Source organism: Actinomadura xylanilytica (assembly GCF_030283145.1).
GTDB lineage: Bacteria > Actinomycetota > Actinomycetes > Streptosporangiales > Streptosporangiaceae > Spirillospora > Spirillospora xylanilytica.
Genome location: NZ_JASNWE010000002.1, coordinates 682,123 through 704,526 on the forward strand (window position 1 = coordinate 682,123; position 22,404 = coordinate 704,526).

The 22,404-nt window shown below is 72.4% G+C and carries 21 protein-coding genes; 7 read left to right on the forward strand and 14 right to left on the reverse strand.

Annotated elements, in window-relative coordinates; genetic code table 11:
* Window position 1 precedes the first annotated feature (1 nt).
* Window positions 2-1,456, forward strand: a complete 1,455-nt coding sequence (locus tag QP090_RS14195; RefSeq protein WP_285939310.1) for a catalase — start codon at window positions 2-4, stop codon at window positions 1,454-1,456.
* A 46-nt stretch (window positions 1,457-1,502) separates the two neighbouring features.
* Here the strand turns inward: QP090_RS14195 and QP090_RS14200 are convergent, their stop codons facing one another.
* The 5 genes from QP090_RS14200 to QP090_RS14220 all read right to left on the reverse strand — a co-directional run bounded on the left by QP090_RS14200 (window position 1,503) and on the right by QP090_RS14220 (window position 7,670).
* Window positions 1,503-2,414, reverse strand: a complete 912-nt coding sequence (locus tag QP090_RS14200; RefSeq protein ID WP_285939311.1) for an aminoglycoside phosphotransferase family protein — start codon at window positions 2,412-2,414, stop codon at window positions 1,503-1,505.
* A gap of 12 nt (window positions 2,415-2,426) precedes the next feature.
* Window positions 2,427-3,566, reverse strand: a complete 1,140-nt coding sequence (locus tag QP090_RS14205; RefSeq protein WP_285939312.1) for an aminotransferase class V-fold PLP-dependent enzyme — start codon at window positions 3,564-3,566, stop codon at window positions 2,427-2,429.
* Between the two features lie 7 nt (window positions 3,567-3,573).
* On the reverse strand, window positions 3,574-5,979 hold the full coding sequence (locus tag QP090_RS14210; protein ID WP_285939314.1) for an ATP-binding protein: 2,406 nt from the start codon (window positions 5,977-5,979) through the stop codon (window positions 3,574-3,576).
* Window positions 5,980-6,182: 203 nt separating this feature from the next.
* Entirely contained in the window at window positions 6,183-7,211 is a 1,029-nt protein-coding gene (locus tag QP090_RS14215) for an SPFH domain-containing protein (protein ID WP_285939317.1), read from the reverse strand.
* 9 nt (window positions 7,212-7,220) lie between these two features.
* On the reverse strand, window positions 7,221-7,670 hold the full coding sequence (locus tag QP090_RS14220) for an NfeD family protein (RefSeq protein WP_285939318.1): 450 nt from the start codon (window positions 7,668-7,670) through the stop codon (window positions 7,221-7,223).
* Window positions 7,671-7,830: 160 nt separating this feature from the next.
* Between QP090_RS14220 and QP090_RS14225 the strand changes: the two genes are divergently transcribed.
* Window positions 7,831-10,137 (forward strand): molybdopterin oxidoreductase family protein, encoded by a 2,307-nt coding sequence (locus QP090_RS14225; RefSeq protein WP_285939319.1) that lies wholly within the window; start codon window positions 7,831-7,833, stop codon window positions 10,135-10,137.
* Between the two features lie 103 nt (window positions 10,138-10,240).
* Here QP090_RS14225 and QP090_RS14230 read toward each other — a convergent pair whose 3' ends face one another.
* Window positions 10,241-10,579 carry a hypothetical protein gene (locus QP090_RS14230; protein ID WP_285939320.1) on the reverse strand — a complete coding sequence of 113 codons (339 nt, stop codon included), beginning with the start codon at window positions 10,577-10,579 and terminating at the stop codon, window positions 10,241-10,243.
* Window positions 10,580-10,874: 295 nt separating this feature from the next.
* Here QP090_RS14230 and QP090_RS14235 point away from each other — a divergent pair, with 295 nt between their 5' ends.
* On the forward strand, window positions 10,875-11,795 hold the full coding sequence (locus QP090_RS14235) for a Rieske (2Fe-2S) protein (RefSeq protein WP_285939321.1): 921 nt from the start codon (window positions 10,875-10,877) through the stop codon (window positions 11,793-11,795).
* 39 nt (window positions 11,796-11,834) lie between these two features.
* Here QP090_RS14235 and QP090_RS14240 read toward each other — a convergent pair whose 3' ends face one another.
* The 3 genes from QP090_RS14240 to QP090_RS14250 form a co-directional block, all read right to left on the reverse strand.
* The gene (locus tag QP090_RS14240; protein ID WP_285939322.1) at window positions 11,835-12,095 is read right to left on the reverse strand and encodes a DUF8836 family protein; all 261 of its coding nucleotides are present in this window, start codon (window positions 12,093-12,095) and stop codon (window positions 11,835-11,837) included.
* An 89-nt stretch (window positions 12,096-12,184) separates the two neighbouring features.
* On the reverse strand, window positions 12,185-12,955 hold the full coding sequence (locus tag QP090_RS14245; RefSeq protein WP_285939324.1) for a sulfite exporter TauE/SafE family protein: 771 nt from the start codon (window positions 12,953-12,955) through the stop codon (window positions 12,185-12,187).
* Window positions 12,956-13,134: 179 nt separating this feature from the next.
* Complete coding sequence (locus QP090_RS14250) at window positions 13,135-13,926, reverse strand: ABC transporter ATP-binding protein (RefSeq protein WP_285939326.1); 792 nt, start codon at window positions 13,924-13,926, stop codon at window positions 13,135-13,137.
* Between the two features lie 162 nt (window positions 13,927-14,088).
* Here QP090_RS14250 and QP090_RS14255 point away from each other — a divergent pair, with 162 nt between their 5' ends.
* Window positions 14,089-14,880 (forward strand): Rv1486c family protein, encoded by a 792-nt coding sequence (locus tag QP090_RS14255; protein WP_285939327.1) that lies wholly within the window; start codon window positions 14,089-14,091, stop codon window positions 14,878-14,880.
* Window positions 14,881-14,940: 60 nt separating this feature from the next.
* On the opposite strand, the gene QP090_RS14260 is transcribed toward QP090_RS14255, so the two are convergent.
* The 5 genes from QP090_RS14260 to QP090_RS14280 form a co-directional block, all read right to left on the reverse strand.
* Window positions 14,941-15,687 (reverse strand): RDD family protein, encoded by a 747-nt coding sequence (locus QP090_RS14260; protein ID WP_285939328.1) that lies wholly within the window; start codon window positions 15,685-15,687, stop codon window positions 14,941-14,943.
* A gap of 87 nt (window positions 15,688-15,774) precedes the next feature.
* On the reverse strand, window positions 15,775-16,224 hold the full coding sequence (locus QP090_RS14265; RefSeq protein ID WP_285939330.1) for a DUF2752 domain-containing protein: 450 nt from the start codon (window positions 16,222-16,224) through the stop codon (window positions 15,775-15,777).
* Window positions 16,225-16,660: 436 nt separating this feature from the next.
* A complete protein-coding gene (locus QP090_RS14270) occupies window positions 16,661-17,452 on the reverse strand; it encodes a PP2C family protein-serine/threonine phosphatase (protein WP_285939331.1) in 792 nt (263 codons plus the stop codon).
* A 36-nt stretch (window positions 17,453-17,488) separates the two neighbouring features.
* Complete coding sequence (locus QP090_RS14275) at window positions 17,489-18,157, reverse strand: response regulator (RefSeq protein ID WP_285939332.1); 669 nt, start codon at window positions 18,155-18,157, stop codon at window positions 17,489-17,491.
* Entirely contained in the window at window positions 18,154-19,407 is a 1,254-nt protein-coding gene (locus QP090_RS14280; RefSeq protein ID WP_285939333.1) for a GAF domain-containing sensor histidine kinase, read from the reverse strand. Before QP090_RS14280 ends, QP090_RS14275 begins: the two co-directional genes overlap by 4 nt.
* A 214-nt stretch (window positions 19,408-19,621) precedes the next feature.
* Between QP090_RS14280 and QP090_RS14285 the strand changes: the two genes are divergently transcribed.
* From QP090_RS14285 to QP090_RS14295, 3 genes are read left to right on the forward strand one after another with little or no spacing between them, the layout of a single operon-like run.
* Window positions 19,622-19,837 (forward strand): SDR family NAD(P)-dependent oxidoreductase, encoded by a 216-nt coding sequence (locus tag QP090_RS14285; RefSeq protein ID WP_285939334.1) that lies wholly within the window; start codon window positions 19,622-19,624, stop codon window positions 19,835-19,837.
* A complete protein-coding gene (locus QP090_RS14290; RefSeq protein ID WP_285939336.1) occupies window positions 19,837-21,285 on the forward strand; it encodes an MFS transporter in 1,449 nt (482 codons plus the stop codon). Before QP090_RS14285 ends, QP090_RS14290 begins: the two co-directional genes overlap by 1 nt.
* Window positions 21,278-22,321, forward strand: a complete 1,044-nt coding sequence (locus QP090_RS14295; protein ID WP_285939337.1) for an S-adenosylmethionine:tRNA ribosyltransferase-isomerase — start codon at window positions 21,278-21,280, stop codon at window positions 22,319-22,321. The genes QP090_RS14290 and QP090_RS14295 overlap by 8 nt, the downstream gene beginning before the upstream one ends.
* The last annotated feature ends 83 nt before the right edge of the window (window positions 22,322-22,404 follow it).

Consider the following 22,404-nt stretch of genomic DNA (forward strand, 5'->3'; position numbering starts at 1 on the left):
CATGTCCGAGAGGCCCACCACCACCACCGACGCCGGAATCGCCGCACCGAGCGACGAGCACTCGCAGTCCATCGGCCCGAACGGCCCGCTGCTGCTTCAGGACCACTACCTCATCCAGAAGATGGCGCACTTCAACCGCGAGCGCGTGCCCGAACGGGTCGTGCACGCCAAGGGCGGCGGCGCGTTCGGCACGCTGGAGATCACCGAGGACGTCAGCCAGTTCACCAAGGCCGGCCTGTTCCAGAAGGGCGCCCGCACCGAGTCGCTGGTCCGCTTCTCCACCGTCGCCGGCGAACTCGGCGCCGCCGACACCAGCCGCGACCCGCGCGGCTTCGCGGTGAAGTTCTACACCGACGAGGGCAACTACGACCTCGTCGGCAACAACACCCCGGTGTTCTTCATCCGCGACCCGCAGAAGTTCTCCGACTTCATCCACTCGCAGAAGCGCCGCGCCGACAACCACCTGCACGACCACAACATGCAGTGGGACTTCTGGACGCAGTCGCCCGAGTCGGCGCACCAGGTCTCGCTGCTGATGTCCGACCGCGGCACCCCGTTCTCGTGGCGGCACATGAACGGATACGGCTCGCACACCTTCCTCTGGTACAACGCGGCCGGCGAGAAGTTCTGGGTCAAGTACCACTTCAAGACCGACCAGGGCGTCAAGAACCTCACCGACGCCGAAGCCGCCGCATGGCAGGCCAAGGACGCCGACCTGCACATCCGCGACCTGTACACCTCCATCAAGAACGGCGACTTCCCGACCTGGACCGTCCAGGTGCAGGTCATGCCGTTCGAGGAGGCCGCCGACTACCGGTTCAACCCGTTCGACCTGACCAAGGTCTGGCCGCACGCCGACTACGAGCCGATCACCATCGGCAGGTGGACGCTGAACCGCAACCCCGACGACTACTTCGCCCAGATCGAGCAGGCCGCGTTCGAGCCCGCCAACCTCGTCCCGGGCATCGGCGCCTCGCCCGACAAGATGCTCCAGGGCCGACTGTTCTCCTACCCCGACACCCACCGGCACCGCATCGGCGCCAACTACCTCCAGCTCCCGGTCAACCGCCCCAGGAACGAGGTGCACACCTACAACAAGGACGGCGCCATGGCGTACACCAACCCGGCGGACCCGGTGTACACCCCGAACACCGTGGGCGGCCCCGTCGCCGACCCCGAACTGTGGAAGGGCGACTCCTACGACGTCGCCGGCGAGATCGTCCGCAGCGCCTACACCCTGCACCGCGACGACGACGACTTCGGCCAGCCCCGCGCCCTGTGGGAGAAGGTCCTGTCCGACACCGACCGCGACAACATGGTGGGCAACATCCTCGGTCACGCCTCCGCCCCCGAGGTGACCCCCGAAATGAAGGTCCGCGTCGCGGAGTACTGGCGCAACATCCAGAAGGACCTCGGCGACCGCGTCGCCAAGGGCCTGGGCGTCAACGGACGCTGACACCAGTAAGGGACCCCGGCCCCCAGGCCGGGGCCCCTTCCACGCGTCAGATCCGGCTGAGCACGTGCTCGGCGTCCACCTCGGCCAGGAAGGCCGCCATACGTTCCGCGGAAGCCGGAAGGTAGGGGCGGTATTCGGCTATGGAGAGGACGAACGTCCACGCCGCGAGCCGCCCTGCGTCGAGCTGCGCGTGCCCGTCCAGTTCGGAGAGCCGCTGCGGAATCGTCGCGGGGCCGTCCTGGATCGCCACCCACAGGGCGGCCTCGGCGTTGAGGTCGCCGACCGCGCCCAGCGGATCGATCGCGAACCACCGCCCGCCCTCGCCCCGCAGCACGTTCTTGGCTTGCAGGTCCGCATGCAGGACGTGCCGTTCCCGGGTGGACCGCAGCAATGCGTCGAGCACGACCTCGGCCTGCTCGATCGACGCGACGTCGTTGGCGTGGCGAGGATCGGCGAACCGCTCCCGTGCCCAGTCGAGCCGCATCTCGGCGACCTCACCGACATCCTTCAGCTCGACCGGCGCGACGGCCGAGTTCAGCTTGGTCAGCAGCTCACCGAACCGGGCGGAGTCGGACGCGCCGCCCGTCGCCCACGCCGTCGTGCCCGGACGGACCCGCGTCATCAGGAACACACCCGAAGCGGCGTCGTCGCGCAGCACGGCCGGGGTGGCGCCCGTACCGGCCCAGCGGTTCAGCATCAGTACCTCGAGCCGCCCGGAGTCCGCGTCCACCGGGACCTTGAGCACGGCCTCGACACCGTCCGCGGTGGCGCACAGCAGGCAGCAAGACATCGCCCCGCCCTCGGCGATCGCCCCGGCCCGCAGCCCCCACCGTTCGGCGTACTCGGCGATCCGGCCGGGCAGCTCCGCCAGCCACGCCCTCCCGTCCTCCTCCCCCCGCAAGAAGATGATCGCGTCCACCAGCCGCCGGGGGATCTCGGGTACCTCAACCTCGGTCATGCGCCGTCCCTCTCATCCCTCGATGATCTCCCGCAACCGCGCGACCAGGACCTCGATGTCGGCGGGTTCGTTGTAGACATGGGTCGAGACGCGGACCAGGCACTCACCGGCGGGCCCGCGCCCGGCCCACGCCCGGATGCCGGACTCCAGCAACGCGGGCTTCACCAGCGCCGCGCTCGTCCCGGGAAGGATGAACGCGCGCAGCCGGGGCGGGCTGAACTCCGGCGCACCGGTGGGGATCCCGCCGATGCCGGTGAGCAGGTCGCCCGCCAGGTCAGCGAGCGCCCGGCAGTCGTCCAGGCACCCGGACGACTCCCATCCTCGCCACTGGTCCAGCGCGGTTCCGGCACCCAGGCGCGGCACGGGATCAAAGGTCCCCGGCCAGGAGAAGCGCTCGACAAGATCGGCCGAGTCCCAGGTCAGCGACACCTCGGCGGGACGCACCTGGTCCGCCGGCATACCTCCCAGCCACAGCAGGCCGACCGGCCGCAGCGTCGGGTACCACTTGTGGACGGTGCCGAACATGGCCGCCGCCCCCCACGCGTCCGGTGCGAGGGGGACGTGGCCGGGGCCGTGGGCCGCGTCGAGGATCACGTGCCCCCCGCGCTCGCGCGCCCAGGCTGCGGCCTCGCCAACGGGCAGCCACAGCGCGGCGGACGAGGAGACCACGCTCATCTGCAAGTAGGCCACATCACCGGGAACGGCGGACTCGAGAGCCGCGATGAGCGACGTGGTGTCCCGCAGCGGCACCGGCACGGGAACCCGGATGAACGCGGCACCGGAACGGGCGCATTTCAGTTCCCACGCCCGCGCGATCGACGAGTACTCCGTGTCGAGGACGACGACGCTCGCATTCTCCGGAACCTCGACCGAGTCGATGACGGCGGCGGCGCCGGAGGTCGCGTTGGCGCAGAACGTGACGACCGCCGGATCGAGCCCGAGGGCCACGGCGAAGGCGTCCGACCGCGCGCGCAGATGAGGAGTGAGTTCGGCACCCAGCCGGCGGATCGGGTCGGCCTCTATCTCGCGGCGGATCGCCTCGGCCGCCGTGGTGACGCGGCGGGTCGTCACCCCGTAGGACGCGTGATTCAGCATGACGATGCCGGGATCCAGAAGGAACTCATCATGCGAGACGTCACGAGTCGAGGTCACGGTGCTCCTAGGGGGCCGGCCGGGAGCGGAGAACGGCGAGATCGCCGACATCGAAGCGGAAGATCGCGTCTGCCGCCGCCGCCTCGTCCGGCCGCGCGCCGAGCGTCTGGACGGCGAAGCCGACGGGGGTCCACCCGTCGTCGCGGCCGGTCAGCAGGCCGGTCCTCTCCTGGAGCAGGACGCACCGGTCCGGGTCGACGATCTCCCGTTCCGCGGCGCGCAGCAGCTCCCGGAGCATCTCGTCCGCCGCCTCCGCACCGAAGAGGACCTCCAGCTCGTGGACCTGGCAGGCCAGCGTCGTGAACGCCCGGTCGAGGGCATGCCGGATGCAGGCGTCGACATATCTGGCGAAGGCGGTGGCCGACCGGTCGAACGATCCCCGCAGGCCGAGGACCCGACTCGAATCGCGCAGGTGGAAGGGGCTCTCGCTGGCCACCCCGGAGACATCGGACGTGCGGGCCAGCTCTTTGAGGAGCTCCCAGGATCGATCCAGTTCGAGACAGGCGATGGTCTTCTTGCTCAGCCAGTGCACGGCCTCGTACTCGGCGTACGGATGCTCCTTGTGCCGCGCCACCTCGATCGCCCGGTTCAGCCACAGATCCGCCGACTGCGCGTCGTACCCGGCCAGGTAGGCGAGACCTCGATGCCCGAGCGCCCGCGCCTGGAGCGCCGGATCGGAGGTCATGTCATAAACCAGCAAGCACAGCCGCACGCACTCCGCGGGATCTTGGACCGGGCCGCAGAGCGCCACCTCGGCCTCCAGCATCCGGACCTCGGCCAGCACCTCGGTCACGTCCGCCGCGCGGCTCTCGGCCTCCAGCCGCGCCAGCCGCTCCAGGCACTCCCGCCAGCGATTGGTCATCCGCAGGCTCCGCGCCCACAGCAGCCCCACCGCGAACCGATCGTCCGCACCCGGCCGCGACCTGCGCTCGGCCTCCTCGCAGGCGGCGACGGTGCCGACGTGATCGCCCTCTGCGGACAGGCATTCGGCGAGCAGGTGGTGCGCCGGCCCGGCGGACGGGCTGTCCGCGCCGTGGTCGATCGCCACCCGCGCGAGCTGCCTCCCCTTCGTCACGGCGCCGAGTTCGAACTGCCGCCACCCGGCCACCAGCGCGAGGTCGCGCGCCTTCGCGTCGTCTCCGGCGCCCACCGCGATGGCGACGGCCCGGACCCTGAGCTCGTCGTCCCAGGCGGCCTCGCCTTCGAGGATCTCCAGCAGCTTGCGGTGCAGCCGGCGCCAGCGCGGCCCGTTCGCCGCCCCGCGCTCGCGCAGCACTTCGGCGAGCAGCGGATGGTGGATCGTGTACTGGTCGTACTCGCCGCGCGGATCGGCGGGACGGACGAGCCCGTGCTCGTTCAGCAGCACGTCGAGCCGTTCGTACACGTCATCGACGTCCATCCTTGCCAGCCCGGCCAGGTAGTCCACCTCGAACGAGTAGCCGATCAGCGCGGCCGACTCCAGCAGCCGCTGGTCGGCAGGGGTGAGGAAGGACAGCCGCTCCTCCAGGATCGCCTTGATCTGGCGTGGCATGTTCGCCGTCGGCCGTCCGGCCGCCGCGCCGTTCCCCACGTGCATCAGCGACTCGGCGAACAGCGGGTTCCCATCACTCTGCGCCACGATCCGGTGGAGCAACCGCGCCGGAACCGGCGAGCGTCCGGCGTTCTGCCTGATAAGCAGCTCGGTGTCGGGCCCGGAGAGCCGTTCGAGGTCGAGTTCGGCGCACTGCCCGCTGTAGCGGCGCAGTCGATACGCGGCGCGGCTGAGCGGATGGTCCTCGGTGGCCTCGGGCGTCTGGAGGTCGTCGGGACGGTAGGCGAGCACGAGCATCAACGGACCCCGCACGCGGAGCGCCAGCGTCACGATGAGGTCGATCGTGGCGGTGTCGGCCCAGTGTAGATCGTCCAGGACGAGCAGGAGCGGGCCGCGGGCGAGCAGCTCCTCCACCAGCCGGACGAGCTGGTCGAGCCTGCTGTCCATGTCGTACGCCGGCCGGCCGGACTCGATCGCGCTCCGCCCCGTCAGCATCCCGGCCGCCAGCAGCTTGCCGACGACCGGCACAGACTCGACCCAGTCGGGTGCGTGCAGCCGGAACGAGTCGGCGACCCGGTTGAGCAGCTCACGGGACCCCGAGCGCTGCGCGCGGAGCGTGAGCGCACGCAGGCAGTCCCGCACGGCCTGGAACGCGTCGGACGCCAGGGAGTTCATCATCGCCTGGCCGTAGCCGGCCAGCAGTCCGATGTCGGCGTGCCGCTCGGCGGCCTGGTCCGCGAAATGCGTCAGCAGGCGCGTCTTGCCGATGCCCGCCTCACCGCGCAGCAGCACGATATTGCTCTCGCCGTCCCGGACGGTCCGGTCAAGGGCGTCGGCCAGGAAGGCCTGCTCACGGCGCCGGTCCACGAGCGTGGCGGTCATCGCCCGCATCCCTCGGCGCACCGGCCACGCAGTCGACTCATCGGGGCAGCCTCCGGATGTGACGGGTGTGACCTGATCAGCCCGGACCCGCAAGCTTCGCGCACCCGTGCACAGCGCGTCAACGAAGTTCGCACACCCGGTGTCAGCCTGGATCCAGGGGGTTGGGCGGGTGATGGGAGTGGAGCGGACGGGGCCGGGTGTGACTACTCGGTGGGCTCACGGTCGCCGGGCGCGAGTTCGTACGGCGGTGACGGCGCGGGGACGTCTCCGGCGCCGAGCTCGCCATGCGGGGCGGCGCCTTGGACGAGCCCGGGGAGTCCCGCGGGCCCGGCGGGGCTCTTGGTCCCCTCGGGGCCGCCACCGAACGCCTCCGACACCGCCTGCAACGCGGAGGTGACCTCGCTCGGGATCACCCAGAACGTGCTGCCCTGGCCCTCGGCGAGCTTCGGCAGCGTCTGGAGGTACTGGTAGGCGAGCAGCTTGGGGTCGGGGTCGGCGGCGTGGACCGCCGAGAAGACCTGCTCGATCGCCACCGCCTGCCCCTCGGCCTCCAGCACCGCGGCCCGCTTGTCGCCTTCGGCGCGCAGGATGGTGGACTGCTTGTCGCCCTCCGCGGTGAGGATCTTGGACTGCCGGCCGCCCTCGGCGGTGAGGATCGCGGCGCGCTTCTCCCGCTCGGCCCGCATCTGCTTCTCCATCGCGTCCTTGATGGACGGCGGCGGCTCGATCGCCTTGATCTCCACCCGGGTGACCCGGATGCCCCACTTGCCGGACGCGTCGTCGATCACGCCGCGCAGCGCGGTGTTGATCCGGTCCCGGGAGGTGAGGCTGGCCTCCAGGTCCAGGGTGCCGATCACGTTCCGCAGCGTGGTGGCGGTGAGCTGCTCGATCGCCTTGATGTAGTCGACGATCTCGTAGTCGGCCGCGCGCGGGTCGGTGACCTGGAAGAACAGCACGGTGTCGATGTGCACCACCACGTTGTCCTCGGTGATCACCGGCTGCGCCTTGAACGCGATCACCTGCTCGCGCAGGTCGATCAGGGTCTTGACCCGGTCCACGAACGGCACCACGAAGCTGATGCCCGGCTGGAGCGTCCGGCTGTAGCGGCCGAGCCGCTCCACGTTGCGCGCCCGCGCCTGCGGGACGATCCACACCGCGCGCAGCATGGCCGTGGCCAGCACGACCACGCCGGCGACCAGGAGGACGAGAACGGTGATGGCGATGTCGGTCATGTTGGCTCCTCAGTCCGGCGCGGCCGGGCCGGCGACGGGATAGAGCAGGGCCGTCGCCCCGTCGATGGCGAGGACGTCGGTGGTGCTGCCCGCCGGGATCACCAGGTCGGGGTCGTACGGCCGGGCGGTCCACTCCTCGCCGCCGATGCGGGCCCGGCCGCCGGCGCGGGTGACCTCGGTGAGCGTGTACGCCTCGCGTCCGACCAGGGCGGCGGTGCCGGACCGCAGGAGCGGCGGCTGCCTGATGTGCCGCCGCGCGATCGGGCGGACGATCACGATGCCGGCCACCGAGCCGAGCGCGAACACCGCCGCCTGCGCGACGGGCGGGAGCCCCAGCGCGCCGGTGGCGCCCGCGGCGAGCGCGGCGACGGCGAGCAGCCCGAGCGCGAGCGTGAGGGTGAGCAGCTCGGCGAGGCCGAGCAACGCGGCGACGAGCAGCCAGGCGACCCACGCCTCCATCTCACATCTCCCTGCGAGGCGGGCGGATGTCCTTTCATTTAAGGTAACTCCGTTTCAGGTGGAAGTTGCGGAACTTTCACGCCGAACCCGGTCCGTGCATGGCGCGTCGCTGTGGATGACGCGATGATTAAGGCGTCCCGGTCACAAGGAGTGAAACCCGATGGGCAGCCGCACGGCCTACCGCACGTGTCCCCTATGCGAAGCCCTCTGCGGGCTCGAACTGACCCTCGACGACGCGGGCGGGGTGACCCACGTGCGCGGCGACCGGCAGGACCCGCTGAGCAAGGGCTTCATCTGCCCGAAGGGCGCCACCCTCGGCCGCCTCGACGGCGACGTCGACCGCCTCGCCGGCCCCGTCCTGCGCGCCGGCACGGCCCACACCCCCTCCACCTGGGAGGACGCCTTCCAGACTGTACGGCGCGGGCTCGACACCGTGGTCCAGCGCTACGGCCGCGACGCGGTGGCCGTCTACATCGGCAACCCGACCGCGCACTCGATCGCCGGGCCGCTCTACACCGGCGCGATCGTCAAGGCCCTCGGCACCCGCAACCTCTACACCGCGAGCACCGCCGACCAGATGCCCAAGCACGTGAGCAGCGGCCACCTGTTCGGGAACCCGCTGGCGATCCCGGTGCCCGACCTCGACCGCACCGACCACCTGCTGATGCTCGGCGCCAACCCGCTGGAGTCCAACGGAAGCCTGTGCTCGGCACCGGACTTCCCCGGCCGGCTCAAGGCCATCTCGGCCCGCGGCGGCAAGATCACCGTGGTCGACCCGCGCCGCACCCGCACCGCGCGGCTCGCCGACGAGCACCTGTTCATCCGGCCCGGCACCGACGCCTACCTGCTGATCGCGCTCGTCCACACCCTGTTCGCCGAGGAGCTGGTGACCGGTCCCACCGCGGCGCACTTGGCCGGGCGGATCAACGGGCTGGACGATCTGCGCGCGCTCGCCGTCGACTTCCCGCCCGAGCGGGTGCAGGGCGTCACCGGCGTCCCCGCGCCCGTCATCCGCCGCACCGCGCGCGAGCTCGCCGCCGCCGAGCGCGCCGCCGTCTACGGCCGCGTCGGCACCTGCACCCAGACGTTCGGGACGCTGAACAACTGGCTGGTGGACGTCCTCAACGTGCTGACCGGCAACCTCGACCGGCCGGGCGGCGCGATGTTCCCCCGTCCCGCGCACACCCCCGTGTACCGGCGGCGCAACCGGCCCTTCCACACCGGACGGTGGCGCAGCCGCGTCCGCGACCTGCCCGAGGTCAACGGGGAACTGCCGGTCGCCACCCTCGCCGACGAGATCCAGACCCCGGGCGAGGGGCAGATCAAGGCGCTGATCACCATCGGCGGGAACCCGGCGCTGTCGGCCCCGAACGCCGCCCGCCTCGACACCGCGCTCGCCGGCCTGGAGTTCATGGTCAGCGTCGACCCGTACCTCAACGAGACCACCCGGCACGCCCACGTGGTGCTGCCGCCGCCCCGTCCGGCGCAGACCCCGCACTACGACCTGGCGCTGCTCGGCCTCGCGGTCCGCGACTACGTGCGCTACTCGCCCGCCGCGGTGCCGCTGCCGGACGGCCGCCCGAGCGAGGCCGAGATCCTCGCCCGGCTCGCCGTGATCGCCGCCGGCCGGGACGGCTCGGGCCACTCGGGCGAGACATCCGAGTGCCGCTCGGAGCACTCCGCGCTGCGCTGCGGCTGCCGCGAACGCGCCCTCGACGAGATGATCATTACCGGCACGCTCGGCAAGGCCGCCGCCCTGCCCGGCTCGCCGGTGCACGGCCGCGAGCCCGGCGAGCTGCGCAAGATGCTCGACCCGGGCAGTCCGGCCGAGCAGCGCCTCGACATGATGCTGCGGCTCGGCCCGTACGGCGACGGATTCGGCGCCGACCCGGACGGGCTGACCCTGACCCGGCTGCGCACCGAGCACCCCCACGGCCTCGATCTCGGCGCCCTCAAGCCGCGGCTGGACGAGGTGCTGAGCACCGCGTCCGGACGGGTCGAGCTGTGCCCGCCGTCGTTCGCCGCCGACGCCGACCGGCTGCGCACCGCGCTCGCCGCCCGCCGTCCCGCCCCGGGCGGCCTGCTGCTGATCGGGCGCCGCCATCTGCGGTCCAACAACAGCTGGCTGCACAACGTCCCCGAGCTCGTCCGCGGCTCCAACACGTGCACCCTGCAACTGAACCCCGCCGACGCCGGGCGCCTCGGCATCGACCCCGGCGACACCGTCCGGATCGTCTCGCGCACCGGCGCGATCGAGGCCGTCGCCGAACCCACCGACACGGTCATGGAGGGCGTGGTCAGCCTCCCGCACGGCTGGGGCCACGACCGTCCGGGGACCCGCACCGGCGTCGCCCACCGCCACCCGGGCGTCAACGCCAACGCCGTCACCGACGAACAGGAGATCGACCCCCTGTCGGGCAACGCCGTCTTCAACGGCGTCCCGGTCACCGTCCACCCCGTCCCCTGACCGAGGCCCGCACCGGACGGCCGTCCGGCGATCAACGTCGGGCGGTCGCCGGCCGGACGCCCGGAACCTCCCGCGAACGGCGGACGGTGGACGGCGACCGGTGTCAGGCGATGGCGCGCTGGGGGGCGTCGGGCTGGTGGGGGGCCTCGGCGTCGTGGACGGATCGGCGGGCGGCGTCGGCGCGGGCGTTCTCGGCGCGGACCGCGGCGCACAGCTCGGCGTGGCTGCCGGCCCGCACGATGAGGCTGCATCCGGCCCGGAGCTGATCGATCGTCAGTGCCGCCGCCGCGGTGCGGAACGCCCACCAGCGGAAGGTGTCGCTGAGCCAGGCCCCCCAGCCGGGGAACCGCGCCTCGATGTCGTCGATCAGGGAGCGCTCGGAAGGAGGAGCCGGCCGCGGCCGTTGCGGCGCGGCGCTCTGCTGCTGGGGGAGTTCGTCCATCGGGCTCGACTCGTCCGGTCACGTAGCGGTCGCGTGCGATCGTCCTCACTGTAAGCGATGGATCCGCTGCGGAGAAGGCACTCCCGCGCTACATCCGGCACCCGCCGGAGCGGGGTTTAGGTCGTCCTACCCACTGGTAGATATTCCTCACCGTGGGTCATCACCGCCACCTCGCCGATCCCCGGGATCTCTTCCCCCGGGTGGCCGCCGGTGAACACGAAGACTAACCTCGCAACAGGCGCCCCATTACGGCCGTCTTTATATCGGCACCGGAGGCACGCACCCGAGGAGGGACATGAACCGACGGGCGAGCAAGATCTTCCGACGCGGTCCGCGCCCAGTGGCCCGGCCCCGGCTGGTGGAGGTGGCCGAGAGCCTCGAACAGGCCCGCGGGCTCGACCGCGCGGTCGGCGCCATCTCGATGGCCGTGCGGCGCACCCTGCACCCCGGACGGGTCAAGGACGTGCTGCACGGCGTCCCCGCGGGGCACCCGGCCCACCCTCCGCTGACCGACGTGCCGGTGGGCTGCTGGGCCTCGGTGGCCGTGCTCGATCTGCTGCCCGGCACCCGCCGGGCCGCCCAGGCGCTGGTGGCCGCGGGCATCGCCGGCGCCATCCCCACGGCGCTCACCGGCTGGGCCGACTGGTCCGCCCTGCACCGCGAGCAGCAGCGTGTCGGACTGGTCCACGCGATGGGCACCTCCACCGCGACCCTGCTCTACACCGCGTCACTGGTGGCCCGCTGGCGCGGCCGTCAGGGCACCGGGCGCGTCCTCGGCTACGCGGGCCTCACCGCGCTGACGGCGGGCGGCTACCTGGGCGGGCACCTGGCGTTCCGCCAGGCCGCGGGCGCCAGCCACGCCGACCCGGTCGCCCATCTGGTCCCGCTCGGCTGGCACGACCTGTGCCCGGCGTCCGAGCTGCCGGACGGGTGGCCGGTGCACCGCCGGCTCGGGTACATCGGCCTGTTCGTCCTGCGCACCGGCGACGACATCCACGTCCTCACCGACCGGTGCAGCCACCTCGCCGGCCCCCTCCACCAGGGCCGCGTCATCACCGACGACAACGCCGACATCTGCGTGGTCTGCCCCTGGCACGGCAGCACGTTCCGGGTCGCCGACGGCTCGGTGGTCCACGGCCCCGCCACCGGCCGCCAGCCCGCGTTCGAGTCGCGCGTCCTGGACAACGGCATCGTCCAGGTCCGTCCGCTCGGCTGAGCGCGGACGGATCCGGCCGGGGGCACGGCGCGGACGGACTCAGCCGGGGGCGAGCACGGGGGCGTGCTCGCCCGGTCCCTCGCCGTCGGCGATGGGGTACTCGACCAGGGCCAGCACCCGGCTGGCCATGAACCGGGCCGTCCGGACGGGCGAGCCCGTCCGGGTGACCTCGCTGACCTCGATCACGCCGCGCCGGGTGGCGATCTCCACCCGGCGGCCGGCCCGGGTGGCGGCGACCTCGTACGTCCGGGTGCCCTCTCCGCCGGCGTCGATCATGATTTCGACCCTGTCGCCCTTCATGCGCGCGAACCTCCGGTTATCGAACGTATATTCGACTTATACCCAGGAGGGGTCACCTCGAACCGTCCCAATACGGTAGGAACCGCTGGTCAGACCAGCAGATTCACGATCGCGACCAGGCCCACGACCACGATCACGCCGCGCAGCACCGGCGGCGGGATCCGCCGGCCGACCTTGGCGCCGAACAGCCCGCCGACCGTCGACCCGGTCGCGATGAGCAGCACCGCCCACCAGTTGATCCGGACGTCGGAGAAGGCCCACAGCAGGATGAAGACCAGGGCCGCCGTGCCGTTCACGATCGCCGACAGCACGTTCTTGGCCGCGTTGACGCGCTGGAGGTCGTCACTGAGCGCGATGCCGAGCATCGCGATCAGCACGATGCCCTGCGCGGCACCGAAGTAGCCGCCGTACACGCCCGCGGCGAGCACGCCCAGCCAGAGCCACGGACCGCCGTGCGCGGGACGGTCCTGCTCGCTCCGGTCCGGCAGCCACGCCTGCAACCGGGGCTGCACGATCACCAGCACCAGCGCGATCATGATCAGCGCCGGGACGATGACCTTGAACGCCCCGGCGGGCAGGCCCAGCAGGAGCAGGGCCCCCGACACCGCGCCGAGCAGCGACGCGCTGCCCAGCCGCAGCAGCCGCGCGCGCTGCCCCTTGAGCTCGTGCCGGTAGCCGTACGCGCCGGTCACGTTGCCCGGAACCAGGCCGATGTTGTTGGAGACGTTGGCGACCACGGGCGGGAAGCCGAGCGCCACCAGCGTCGGGAACGTGATCAGGGACCCGGAGCCCACGACGGCGTTGATCCCCCCGGCGGCGACCCCGGCGGCGAACACCGCCGCCGCGTCGAGCACGTTCAAGTCCGGCCCACCCAAGCTCTACGAGTTCCTACGGCCCAACGATGCTAGAGACCCGCCGGCACCCGCGTCCGGCCAGGGTACGCGGACAGGGCAGCCCGGAGGATTTGGGCCGGGGGGATGCGGGGGATGTCAGCGGGGGCGGGGATGTCAGCGGGGGCGGTGCGATGCGGTGGGGAGTGTCAGCGGGAAGCGGCGCGGGCGTACCAGCGGCCGTTCTGGCGGTCGATGGCGAGGGGAAGGCCGAAGCAATCGGTCAGGTGCTCTTCGGTGAAGACCTCGTCGACCTTGCCCTGGGCGACGACCTCGCCCTTGCGGAGCAGCAGGGCGTGGGTGAAACCGTCCGGGACCTCCTCCACATGGTGCGTGACCATGACCATCGTGGGGGCGGCCGGGTCGTCGGCCAGGCGGGCGAGCCGGGCGACCAGGTCCTCGCGTCCGCCGAGGTCGAGCCCGGCCGCGGGCTCGTCCAGCAGCAGCAGCTCGGGGTCGGGCATCAGCGCGCGGGCGATCTGCACGCGCTTGCGCTCACCCTCGGACAGCGTGGCGAACCGCCGCCGCATCAGGTCGGCGCAGCCGAGCGCGTCGAGCAGCTCGATGGCGCGGGTCACGTCGGTGGAGTCGTACTCCTCCTGCCAGCGGCCGAGGATGGCGTACGAGGCGGTCAGCACGAGATCGATGACGGTCTCGCCGGCCGGGACCTTCTCGGCCAGCGCCGTGCTGGCCAGGCCGATCCGCGGCCTCAGCTCGAACACGTCGGTGCGGCCGAGCTCCTCCTCGAGGATCTCCACCGTCCCGTCGGTGGGGTGCAGCATCGCCGCGGCCACCTGGAGCAGGGTGGTCTTGCCCGCCCCGTTCGGCCCGACGATCACCCACCGCTCGTCCTCGTTCACGGTCCATGTGACATCGCGCAGCAGGTTCGCACCCTCGCGCTTGACCCCGACTCCGCGGAGATGCAGTACCTCGCCGGCCATCGCGCGCCCCAAACCCCAATCCCGCATGCCAGGTGATCCGTCGTCAGGAAAGAACCTATGTGATGCCGGGGCCTGGTGACTCATCCCTCCCCGATGAAGCGAGGCCGCCGGGCGGAGCGCTTATGGTGGTTCGCATGCCCATTCGGGATTCTTGGGGACGGGATGAGTAACGACGTGGCGACCGCGCTGGTCGCGTGGGGCAACGCGTGGCTGACCGGTCACGTGGGGCTCGACGAGTCGGTGGACGCGATGGAGCGGATCGCCGGGCCGCAGATCCTCGGCGGCGTCCCGGCCGCCGCGGCGTTCGGCGGCGCGCCCCCGGGCGGGTCCGAGGTGCCGCTCCGGCGGGGGCTCGGCGATCTGCGGGTGGCCGGGATGGCCGCGCTGCGGCTGGCGCTGCCCGCGCCCGGCGATCCGCTCGGGCTGACCGGGCCGCCGGGGTTCACCATGGCCGCGATCGACGCCGGGGCCGCCGTCGTCGTCGCGATGCCCGACCGGGCGATCGGGCTGGTTCCGGTCGAGGACCGGCGCGGCTCGTCCTACGTCGGGGTGCGCTGGGACGTCCACGACGCCGCGCCCGCGCCGCCTGACGTGCCGTCGCTCGCCGACGCCGACCGCCAGCTCACGCTGGCGATGCGGGACGCGACCGAGGTGCTGCTGACCGTCGACGACGTGTCCGCGGTCCCGCCCGGGATCGCCGAAGCGCTGGTCGACCTGCGCGACCCCGACCGGGCCGACCACCCGCTGGCGCCCGGCTATCCGTCCCGCGCGCACCGCGTCGCCGCGCTCGCCGGCCGGCTCGCGCTGGTGGTCGACCTGGCGCGGAGGTTGGAAGACCGTGGCCTCACCGCCGATCAGGTCCAGCGGCGGAGTGAGGCCTTCCGGCTGCTCGACCGGGCGGTGCGGCGGGCCCTGGTCGCCGCCTGCAACAGCGCGTTCGACCCGGTGCCCTGACCCGGGAACGCCGAACGGGGCACCCCCTGGAAGGGACGCCCCGCTCTCGCTGTCGCCGCGTCAGCCGCGGACGACGAGGGTGTTGCAGATCTTGTCGGCGAAGGTCTGCTTGCGCTCGTCCCACAGCGGCCACAGGTAGCCGATGTAGCACGCGAAACCGTCGGCCATGTGCGCGATCCTGCGCACGAACGCCATGCCGAACCCGATCGGCTGGCCGGTTTGCGCACCGACCAGCTTGATGCCCATCTGGCGCTTGCCGATGGTCTGGCCGGTGGCGCCCTCCTGGTAGATCATCCAGATGCCGACGCCGAGCGCCGCGCCGAACCCCAGCAAGATGATCAGAGCGCCGAACAGCGCGGCGCCGCCGCTGCCGGAACTGGCCAGCAGGAATCCGAGGAAGTAGAGCACGCCGAGGGGGACGCCGAGGAGCAGTCCGTCGATGAAGGTGGCACCGACGCGGGAGCCCCATTCGGCGAGCTGGCCCGTCGAGCCGTAGTGGTGGTGGTGGACGTCCTGGCCGTAGCCGGGCGGGCCCGCCGGGGGCTGCTGACCGTAGCCCGGCTGGGCGACCGGAGGCTGCTGACCGTAGCCGGGCTGGGCGACCGGGGGCTGCTGACCGTAGCCGGGCTGGGCGACCGGGGGCTGCTGACCGTAGCCGGGCTGCGGCGCGGGCGGCTGCTGACCGTATCCGGGCTGGGCCGGCGGCTGACCGTACCCGGGCTGAGCCGGGGGCTGCTGGCCGTAGCCGGGCTGCTGCTGCCCATAGCCCGGCTGCTGCTGCCCGTACGGGTCGTAGGGGTTACCCACACTTGCTCCTTATTGATTGACCCTTGTTATGTGACGCCCGCCGGACCCGGAGGGCTCCGCAAGTCTGGCCGACGATTGCCGACGGCCTCAAACCCATGGGAGACCGAGCCTGGCGAGCTGCCACAGCTCCGACCCGACGAGGGCGGTACCGAGCACCCATGCGCGGGTCCTCGGCTGGAGTGCCCACCACCGTCCTGCGACACCCAGCGGTGCGACGGCGACGCCGATCGCACCGGTGAGGGCCACCGGGTTCGCCAGCACGGCCTGGGCCGGGCGGCCCGAGCCGAGCTCGATGAACACGGTGGTCCCCCCGCACAGGGGACACGGGATCTGGGTGATCGCCCGGAGGGGACAGAGCACGCCGGGGTCGTTGGCACGGTGGATCCACGCCGCGCCGACGGCCGCGATGGCCATCGCCGCGACACGCAGCAGCGTCCCCGTGGGGCCGTGCCGTGCGGCGGTGAGAGTCCGGCTGGTCAGCCCGCCGAGCGCACCCTTCGGTGCACCGGTGACCGCCGCCCCGGGCGCTCCCCCCACGAATCCTCCGCCTCGATGACATTCATCCAGGTGACCCGTATACCGGGTGCACCCCGAGGTAGGTCAAGTCCGGACGACCATCCGCGACCGGACCGTTACCCAGAGCGTGAAAAGAATCCACCTCATGGCAAAGGGTAGGACAAATCACCAGCCGTGTGGGCGGTCTTTCGCATGATGAGCGGTATGAACCCTCCCATTCACCCCGCGAGCGGCGCAAGTGGCGGGAGGCGCCAAAAGCCGCGCGCGTGAGCTGCGCAGGTACGAGGGCCGGGGCGCGACACCGTGTCGAAGGCGCGCTGGAGGGCCTGGGCGCAAGGGCCTGGGCGCAAGGGCCGGAGCGCAAGGGTCGTGGCGCAAGGGCCGGGGCGGGCACGGCTGCGGAACCGGGCGCGGCGGGCGGAGAGTCAGGGCTCGCGCGGTCGGGCGGTGTACGGGATCAGAACTGGGCGGCGGCGCCGACCGTGATGGGGGCGGCCCCGTCCTCGTTCACATGCTCGGCCTCGACCACGTCGGCGATCACCGCGGTGATGTTGTCGGGGCCGCCGTTCTCACGGGCGATCTCGACGAGCCGGCGGACGGCCCGGGCCGGGTCGGCCTCGGCGGTCAGCACCTCGTAGATCCGCTGGGCGTCCACCGGGCCGCTGAGCCCGTCGGAGCACAGCATGTAGCGGTCGCCGAGCCTGGCCTCGCGGAGCTTGAGGACCGGCTCGCGGTCGTCCCGCCCGTCGAGCACCCGGTAGAGGACGTGCGACAGCCGCGAGGTCTCGGCCGGGTCGGCGGTGCCGCCGGCCTGCTCGGCCTCCGCCTTGAGCAGCTCGTCCATGGTGTGGTCCTGGGTCATCTGGAAGAGCTCGCCGTCGCGCAGCAGATAGCCGCGCGAGTCGCCGATGTGGGCCAGCGCCACCGATTGTCCCGACCACAGCATGGCGGTGAGCGTGGTGCCCATCCGGCTAAGGTCGGGCCGCTCCTCGCGGACGATCCGCAACTTCTCGTTGGCCTCGGCGACCGCACGGCCCAGGCGCTCGACCAGATCGTCGACGTGATGGTCGGCGCCGTCCAGCGAGCGCAGTGACCCGATCACGGTCGAGCTGGCCACCTCGCCGCCCGCGTAGCCGCCCATGCCGTCCGCTACCGCGATCAACCGAGCGCCGGCGTAGCCCGAGTCCTCGTTGTTCTCGCGGCTGCATCCGATGTCGCTATCTGCTGCGTACCTGATTGCTACGTTCATACCAACTTCGATGACGATCCGGTCAGAGGAGTTGTTTCAGTCACCGGCGAGCCCGTTCCGAACGGCGAACAGCGCCGCCTGCGTCCGATCCTGCACTCCGAGTTTCATGAGCAGATTACTGACGTGCGTCTTGACCGTCTTCTCGGAGACCAGGAGGGCGCGGGCTATCTCCCGGTTCGATCTGCCCCGCGCGATCTGCACGAGCACCTCCCGTTCCCGTTCGGTCAGCGCGGCCATGCCGCGGTCGTCGTCGGCCTCCGAACCCGCGTGGAGCATCGCCTCGGCGGCGTCGGGCGCGAACAGGACGTGCCCGTCGTTGACGGCCCTGATCGCCTGGACGAGCGCCTGGGGGTCGACATCCTTGTACAGGTACCCAGCCGCACCCGCCTGTACCGCCGGCAGCACATGCCCCCGTTCCGTGACGCTGGTAAGGACGAGCACCCGTGAGGCCACACCGCGAGCCCGCAGTTCGGTCAGCGCGGCCAGGCCGTCGGCGCCCGGCATCTTGAGGTCCATCAGCACGATATCGGGCTTCAGCGATTCGGCCAGTGTCACGGCCGACGTCCCGTCCGCCGCCTCGCCGACCACCTCGATGTCCTCCTGGATGCCGAGGAAGGTCCGCAGCCCCTGGCGGACGACGGGATGGTCGTCGGCGATCAGCACCGTGATCGGCGTGTTCGGCGGCCTCCGCGGGCCCCCGTTCACCGCGGCACCTCGAGCCGGACCGCCGTGCCCGCTCCGGGCGCGGCGTCGATGGTGAGCCTGCCACCGATCGAGCACGCGCGCTCGCGCATCGAGACCAGTCCGAGGCCGGCGGACTGCTGTTCCCCGTTCGCTCCGGCCGCGCCGCCCGCGGTGCCGGCGGCGGTGCCGACCACCGCGCCACCTGCCGTATCGCCGCGCGCAGTGCCGGCAGCCGCGCCGTTCGCGACCCTCTGGGCCGGGCTCAGCGCGAAGCCGGTGCCGTCGTCGGCCACCTCGAGAACGACGTGCCGGCCCTTCGCGAAGAGCGTGACCTCCACGTTGCGCGCGTCGGCGTGTCGCAGCGCGTTGTGCAGGGCCTCCTGCGCGATCCGGAAGACGACCGTCTCGCGCGCCTCGGGGAGCGCGACGACGGTCTCGGAGGTGATCCGCACGGAGGTCTCGTAGGCGCGGTCGAGCACCTCCACGTGCTTGCGCAGCGAGGCGACCAGGCCGTCGGCGAGGTCGGCCGGGCGCAGCTCGAAGATCACGGCGCGGAGCTCGGCGAGGGCCTCGGCGGCGAGCCGCTCGACCTGTTCGAGCTCCTGGACGGTTCGGCGCGGGTCGCGTTCGGCCAGCGCCGCCGCCGCGCGCGCCGTCAGCCGCAGCGAGAACAGCTTCTGCGCCACCGAGTCGTGCAGTTCCCGGGCGAGCCGGTTGCGTTCCGCCACGACGGTCAGCTCGCGGTTGTGCTCGTACAGGCGGGCGTTGGTCATGGCGATGGCGGCGTGCGCGGCGAAGAGTTCGAGGAGTTCCTCGTCCTCCTGGGTGAAACCGCCGGGGGACCGCTTGTTGGCGAGGAAGACGATGCCGAGCATGTTCGCGCCGTCCCGTATGGGGACGCCGAGAAAGTCCTTGAGGATCGGATGCGCCACCGGCCAGCCCTCGAACTCGGGCTCCTTGCGGATGTCGGCCAGCCGCTTGGGCGTGTCGCCGCGCAGCATCGCGGCGAGCATGCCGTGCTGGCGGGGCAGCGGGCCGATCGCGTCGCCCTCCTCGTCCGAGACGCCCTCGACGACGAACTCCGCGAACGAGCCGTCGTCGTCGGGCACGCCCAGCGCCGCGAACCGGGCGTCCAGCAGCTGCGCCGCCGCCCGGACGATCACTTGCAGCACCTCGTGCACCGACAGATGGCTGGTCACGGCGAGCACCGCACTGCTCACGGCGCGCAGGGTCGTCCCTGGGTCGCCGCCGTTCCCGCGCTCAACGTTCATCCCGGTGCATCCGGCCTTTCAGCTCACTTGTGATGACCGTACTCTCTGGCGGGACCCGCTCGAATCAGCCGCCGGGCTGACCCGGGGCGCTCCGGACGCCGCCCTCCGTCGTATCCGGGACCAGTCCTCGTACGCGAGTCCTAGGCCCATTGGAGGACCGGGCGAGGGGCCGTCGGCCGATGCGCCGCGCCGCCTCCGTTTCTAGCGTCGGACCATGACGCAGAAGACCGCACTCATCACCGGAGCCTCACGTGGTCTGGGCCGGGCGCTCGCCCACGAACTCGGCCGCGCCGGCTGGAATCTCATCATCGGCGCCCGCGACGCCCGCGTCCTGGACGACGCCGCGCTGCGCGACCTCGTCACCGGACGGTTGCCGAGCGGCCGGTACCGCGTCGCCGACCTGAGCCGGTCCGCTGCGGCAGGGGCCTGATGGCCGCACTGGCCGCGCCCGGCGACCACACCGACCAGGGCGAGCCCGGCGGACGGGGCGGGACTGGGGATGGAGCCGCGCCGGAGGACGGGCGCATGCGGTTGCTGAGCGGCCCGTACCGGACGGCGACGCTCGGCATCGTCCTGGTCGTCACGCTGGAGGCGTTCGAGTCTTTGGCCGTCGGGACCGTCATGCCGGCGACGGCCCGCGACCTGGACGGATTCTCGCTGTACGCGTGGGGGTTCAGCGCGACGCTGATCGCCGGCCTGCTGTCCACCGTCCTCGCGGGCGGCTGGGTGGACCGCGCCGGTCCGGTCCGGCCGCTGGTGGCCGGGCTGGGCGCGTTCGTGGCCGGGCTCGCCGTGGCCGGCGCCGCGCCGAGCATGGGGATCTTCGTGCTCGGACGGGCGGTGCAGGGCCTCGGCACGGGCATGACGATGGTCGCGATCTACGTGGTGATCGCCCGGGCCTACCCCGAGGCGCTGCGGCCCCGGGTGTTCGCCGCGCTGTCGGCCGCCTGGGTGCTGCCGTCGCTGATCGGCCCGGCGCTGGCCGGCGCGGTCGCCGAGCACCTGGGCTGGCGCTGGGTGTTCCTCGGGCTGGTCCCCCTGGTGATCCCGGCGGGGATCATCCTGATCCCGACGCTGCGCGGTATCACTGCGGTCCCGCGCGATCCGGACGCGCAGGCCGTGTCGGGGGCCCGCCGGTACGTGGCCGCGGTGGCGACGGCGGCGGGCGCCGTGGTCCTGCTGTACGGGCTCGGCGACCCCGGCTGGACGATGGTCCCAGTGGCCGCCGCGGGACTGGCCGCGCTGGCGTTTGGCCTGCCCAGGCTGCTGCCCGCAGGGACACTGCGGATGCGCCGCGGCCTGCCCAGCGTGGTCCTGGTCCGGGGCCTGCTGTCCGGGGCGTTCTTCGCCACAGAGGTGTTCATCCCCCTGGCCCTGACCTCGCTGCACGGATTCAGCGCGACCGAGGCCGGTCTCGCCCTCACGACCGGCGCGCTCGGCTGGTCGGCGGCCTCCCAGTACCAGGGACGGTCGAGCCGCTCGCGCGCGTTCTTCGTCCTGCTGGGCGCCGGGTTCGTCACCGCCGGCATCGTCGCCACGACCCTCGTGTTGCAGCTCTCCGGCTGGGGAGCGGCGCCCGCCTGGGTCCTCGGCGGCACCGGCATGGGCTTCGCGGTCGGCAGCCTCAGCGTGCTGCTGCTGCACCACTCGCCGGAGGCCGAGCAGGGCGTCAACAGTTCCGCCCTCCAGATCAGCGACACCCTCGGCTCGTCCCTCGTGGTCGGTGTCGCGGGCGCGCTGGTCGCCGGCTTCGGCCCCGGCCGGCTCGGAGCGGGCCTGGCCGTCGCCGGGGGGCTCTTCGCCGCGATCGCCCTCCTCGGCGTGATCGCCGCATTCCGCCTGGAATCCCGACCCGGTCCGGAGGCCCGTCGTGGCTGACCGCGCAGACGTCCTCGACTTCGTTCTGCCCCCGGCCCTGAAGGCCCACGAACCCCCCGAGGCCCGCGGCCGGGCCCGCGACGGCGTCCGGCTCCTGGCCGGCCGGCGCGGCACCGGGGAGGTGACCCATCACGCGTTCACCGACCTGCCCGGCCTGCTGCGCCCCGGCGACCTGCTCGTGGTGAACACCTCGGCCACGCTGCCCGCCGCGGTGCGGCTCGACAAGATCAGCGTGCACTTCTCCACCCCGCTGCCCCATGAGGACGGCTCGGACGGGCGGCTCTGGCTGGTCGAGCTGCGCCGCTGGGCGGCGAAGGCGAGCGTCCCGTACGACGGCGGCTTCCCCGGCGAGTGGATCCCGATGCCCGGGAACGCCACCCTCTCCCTCCTCGGACGGCAGACCGGCCGGCTCTGGCGGGCGCGGCTCAGCACCGAGGTCGTCCCGTACCTGCGCCGCCACGGCACGCCGATCCGGTACGGCTACGTGCGGCGCGACTGGCCCGCCTCCGCGTACCAGACCGCGTTCGCCCACGACCCGGACACCGGCGGCGCCGAGATGCCCAGCGCCGCCCGGCCCTTCACGCCCGAGCTGGTGACCCGGCTGGTCTCGGGCGGGGTGCTCATCGCCCCGATCACCCTGCACACCGGCGTGGCCTCTCCCGAGGCGCACGAGCCCCCGGTCGCCGAGCGGTACGAGGTGCCCGCGGCGACCGCCGCGCTCGTCGGCCATGTGCGGGCCGGGGGCGGACGGGTCATCGCGGTCGGCACCACCGCCGTCCGCGCCCTGGAGACCGCCGCCGCACCGGACGGAACCGTCCGGGCGTCCGGCGGCTGGACCGAGCACGTCGTCACGCCCGGACGGGGCGTCCTGGCGGTGGACGGCCTGCTCACCGGCCTGCATGAGCCGAAGTCCTCGCACCTGGTGATGCTCACCGCCATCGCGGGCCGCGACCTGCTCACCGCCGCCTACGAGGCCGCCCTCGCCGGGGGCTACCTGTGGCACGAGTTCGGCGACGCGAACCTTCTGCTGCCCTGACCGGGCACCCCCGGAACGCTCCAAAATCCACCAATGTGCACCAGAATGACCGGCGGTGAACGCTCCTGGCGCCGCAGCGCCCC

Coding starts and splice junctions, on each gene's coding strand:
- QP090_RS14290 (WP_285939336.1), top strand. CDS start 19,837: ATGGCCGCACTGGCCGCGCCCGGCGACCACACCGACCAGGGCGAGCCC.
- QP090_RS14200 (WP_285939311.1), bottom strand. CDS start 2,414: ATGACCGAGGTTGAGGTACCCGAGATCCCCCGGCGGCTGGTGGACGCG.
- QP090_RS14195 (WP_285939310.1), top strand. CDS start 2: ATGTCCGAGAGGCCCACCACCACCACCGACGCCGGAATCGCCGCACCG.
- QP090_RS14230 (WP_285939320.1), bottom strand. CDS start 10,579: ATGGACGAACTCCCCCAGCAGCAGAGCGCCGCGCCGCAACGGCCGCGG.
- QP090_RS14215 (WP_285939317.1), bottom strand. CDS start 7,211: ATGACCGACATCGCCATCACCGTTCTCGTCCTCCTGGTCGCCGGCGTG.
- QP090_RS14280 (WP_285939333.1), bottom strand. CDS start 19,407: ATGAACGTTGAGCGCGGGAACGGCGGCGACCCAGGGACGACCCTGCGC.
- QP090_RS14270 (WP_285939331.1), bottom strand. CDS start 17,452: ATGAACGTAGCAATCAGGTACGCAGCAGATAGCGACATCGGATGCAGC.
- QP090_RS14210 (WP_285939314.1), bottom strand. CDS start 5,979: ATGACCGCCACGCTCGTGGACCGGCGCCGTGAGCAGGCCTTCCTGGCC.
- QP090_RS14225 (WP_285939319.1), top strand. CDS start 7,831: ATGGGCAGCCGCACGGCCTACCGCACGTGTCCCCTATGCGAAGCCCTC.
- QP090_RS14220 (WP_285939318.1), bottom strand. CDS start 7,670: ATGGAGGCGTGGGTCGCCTGGCTGCTCGTCGCCGCGTTGCTCGGCCTC.
- QP090_RS14240 (WP_285939322.1), bottom strand. CDS start 12,095: ATGAAGGGCGACAGGGTCGAAATCATGATCGACGCCGGCGGAGAGGGC.
- QP090_RS14250 (WP_285939326.1), bottom strand. CDS start 13,926: ATGGCCGGCGAGGTACTGCATCTCCGCGGAGTCGGGGTCAAGCGCGAG.
- QP090_RS14285 (WP_285939334.1), top strand. CDS start 19,622: ATGACGCAGAAGACCGCACTCATCACCGGAGCCTCACGTGGTCTGGGC.
- QP090_RS14255 (WP_285939327.1), top strand. CDS start 14,089: ATGAGTAACGACGTGGCGACCGCGCTGGTCGCGTGGGGCAACGCGTGG.
- QP090_RS14235 (WP_285939321.1), top strand. CDS start 10,875: ATGAACCGACGGGCGAGCAAGATCTTCCGACGCGGTCCGCGCCCAGTG.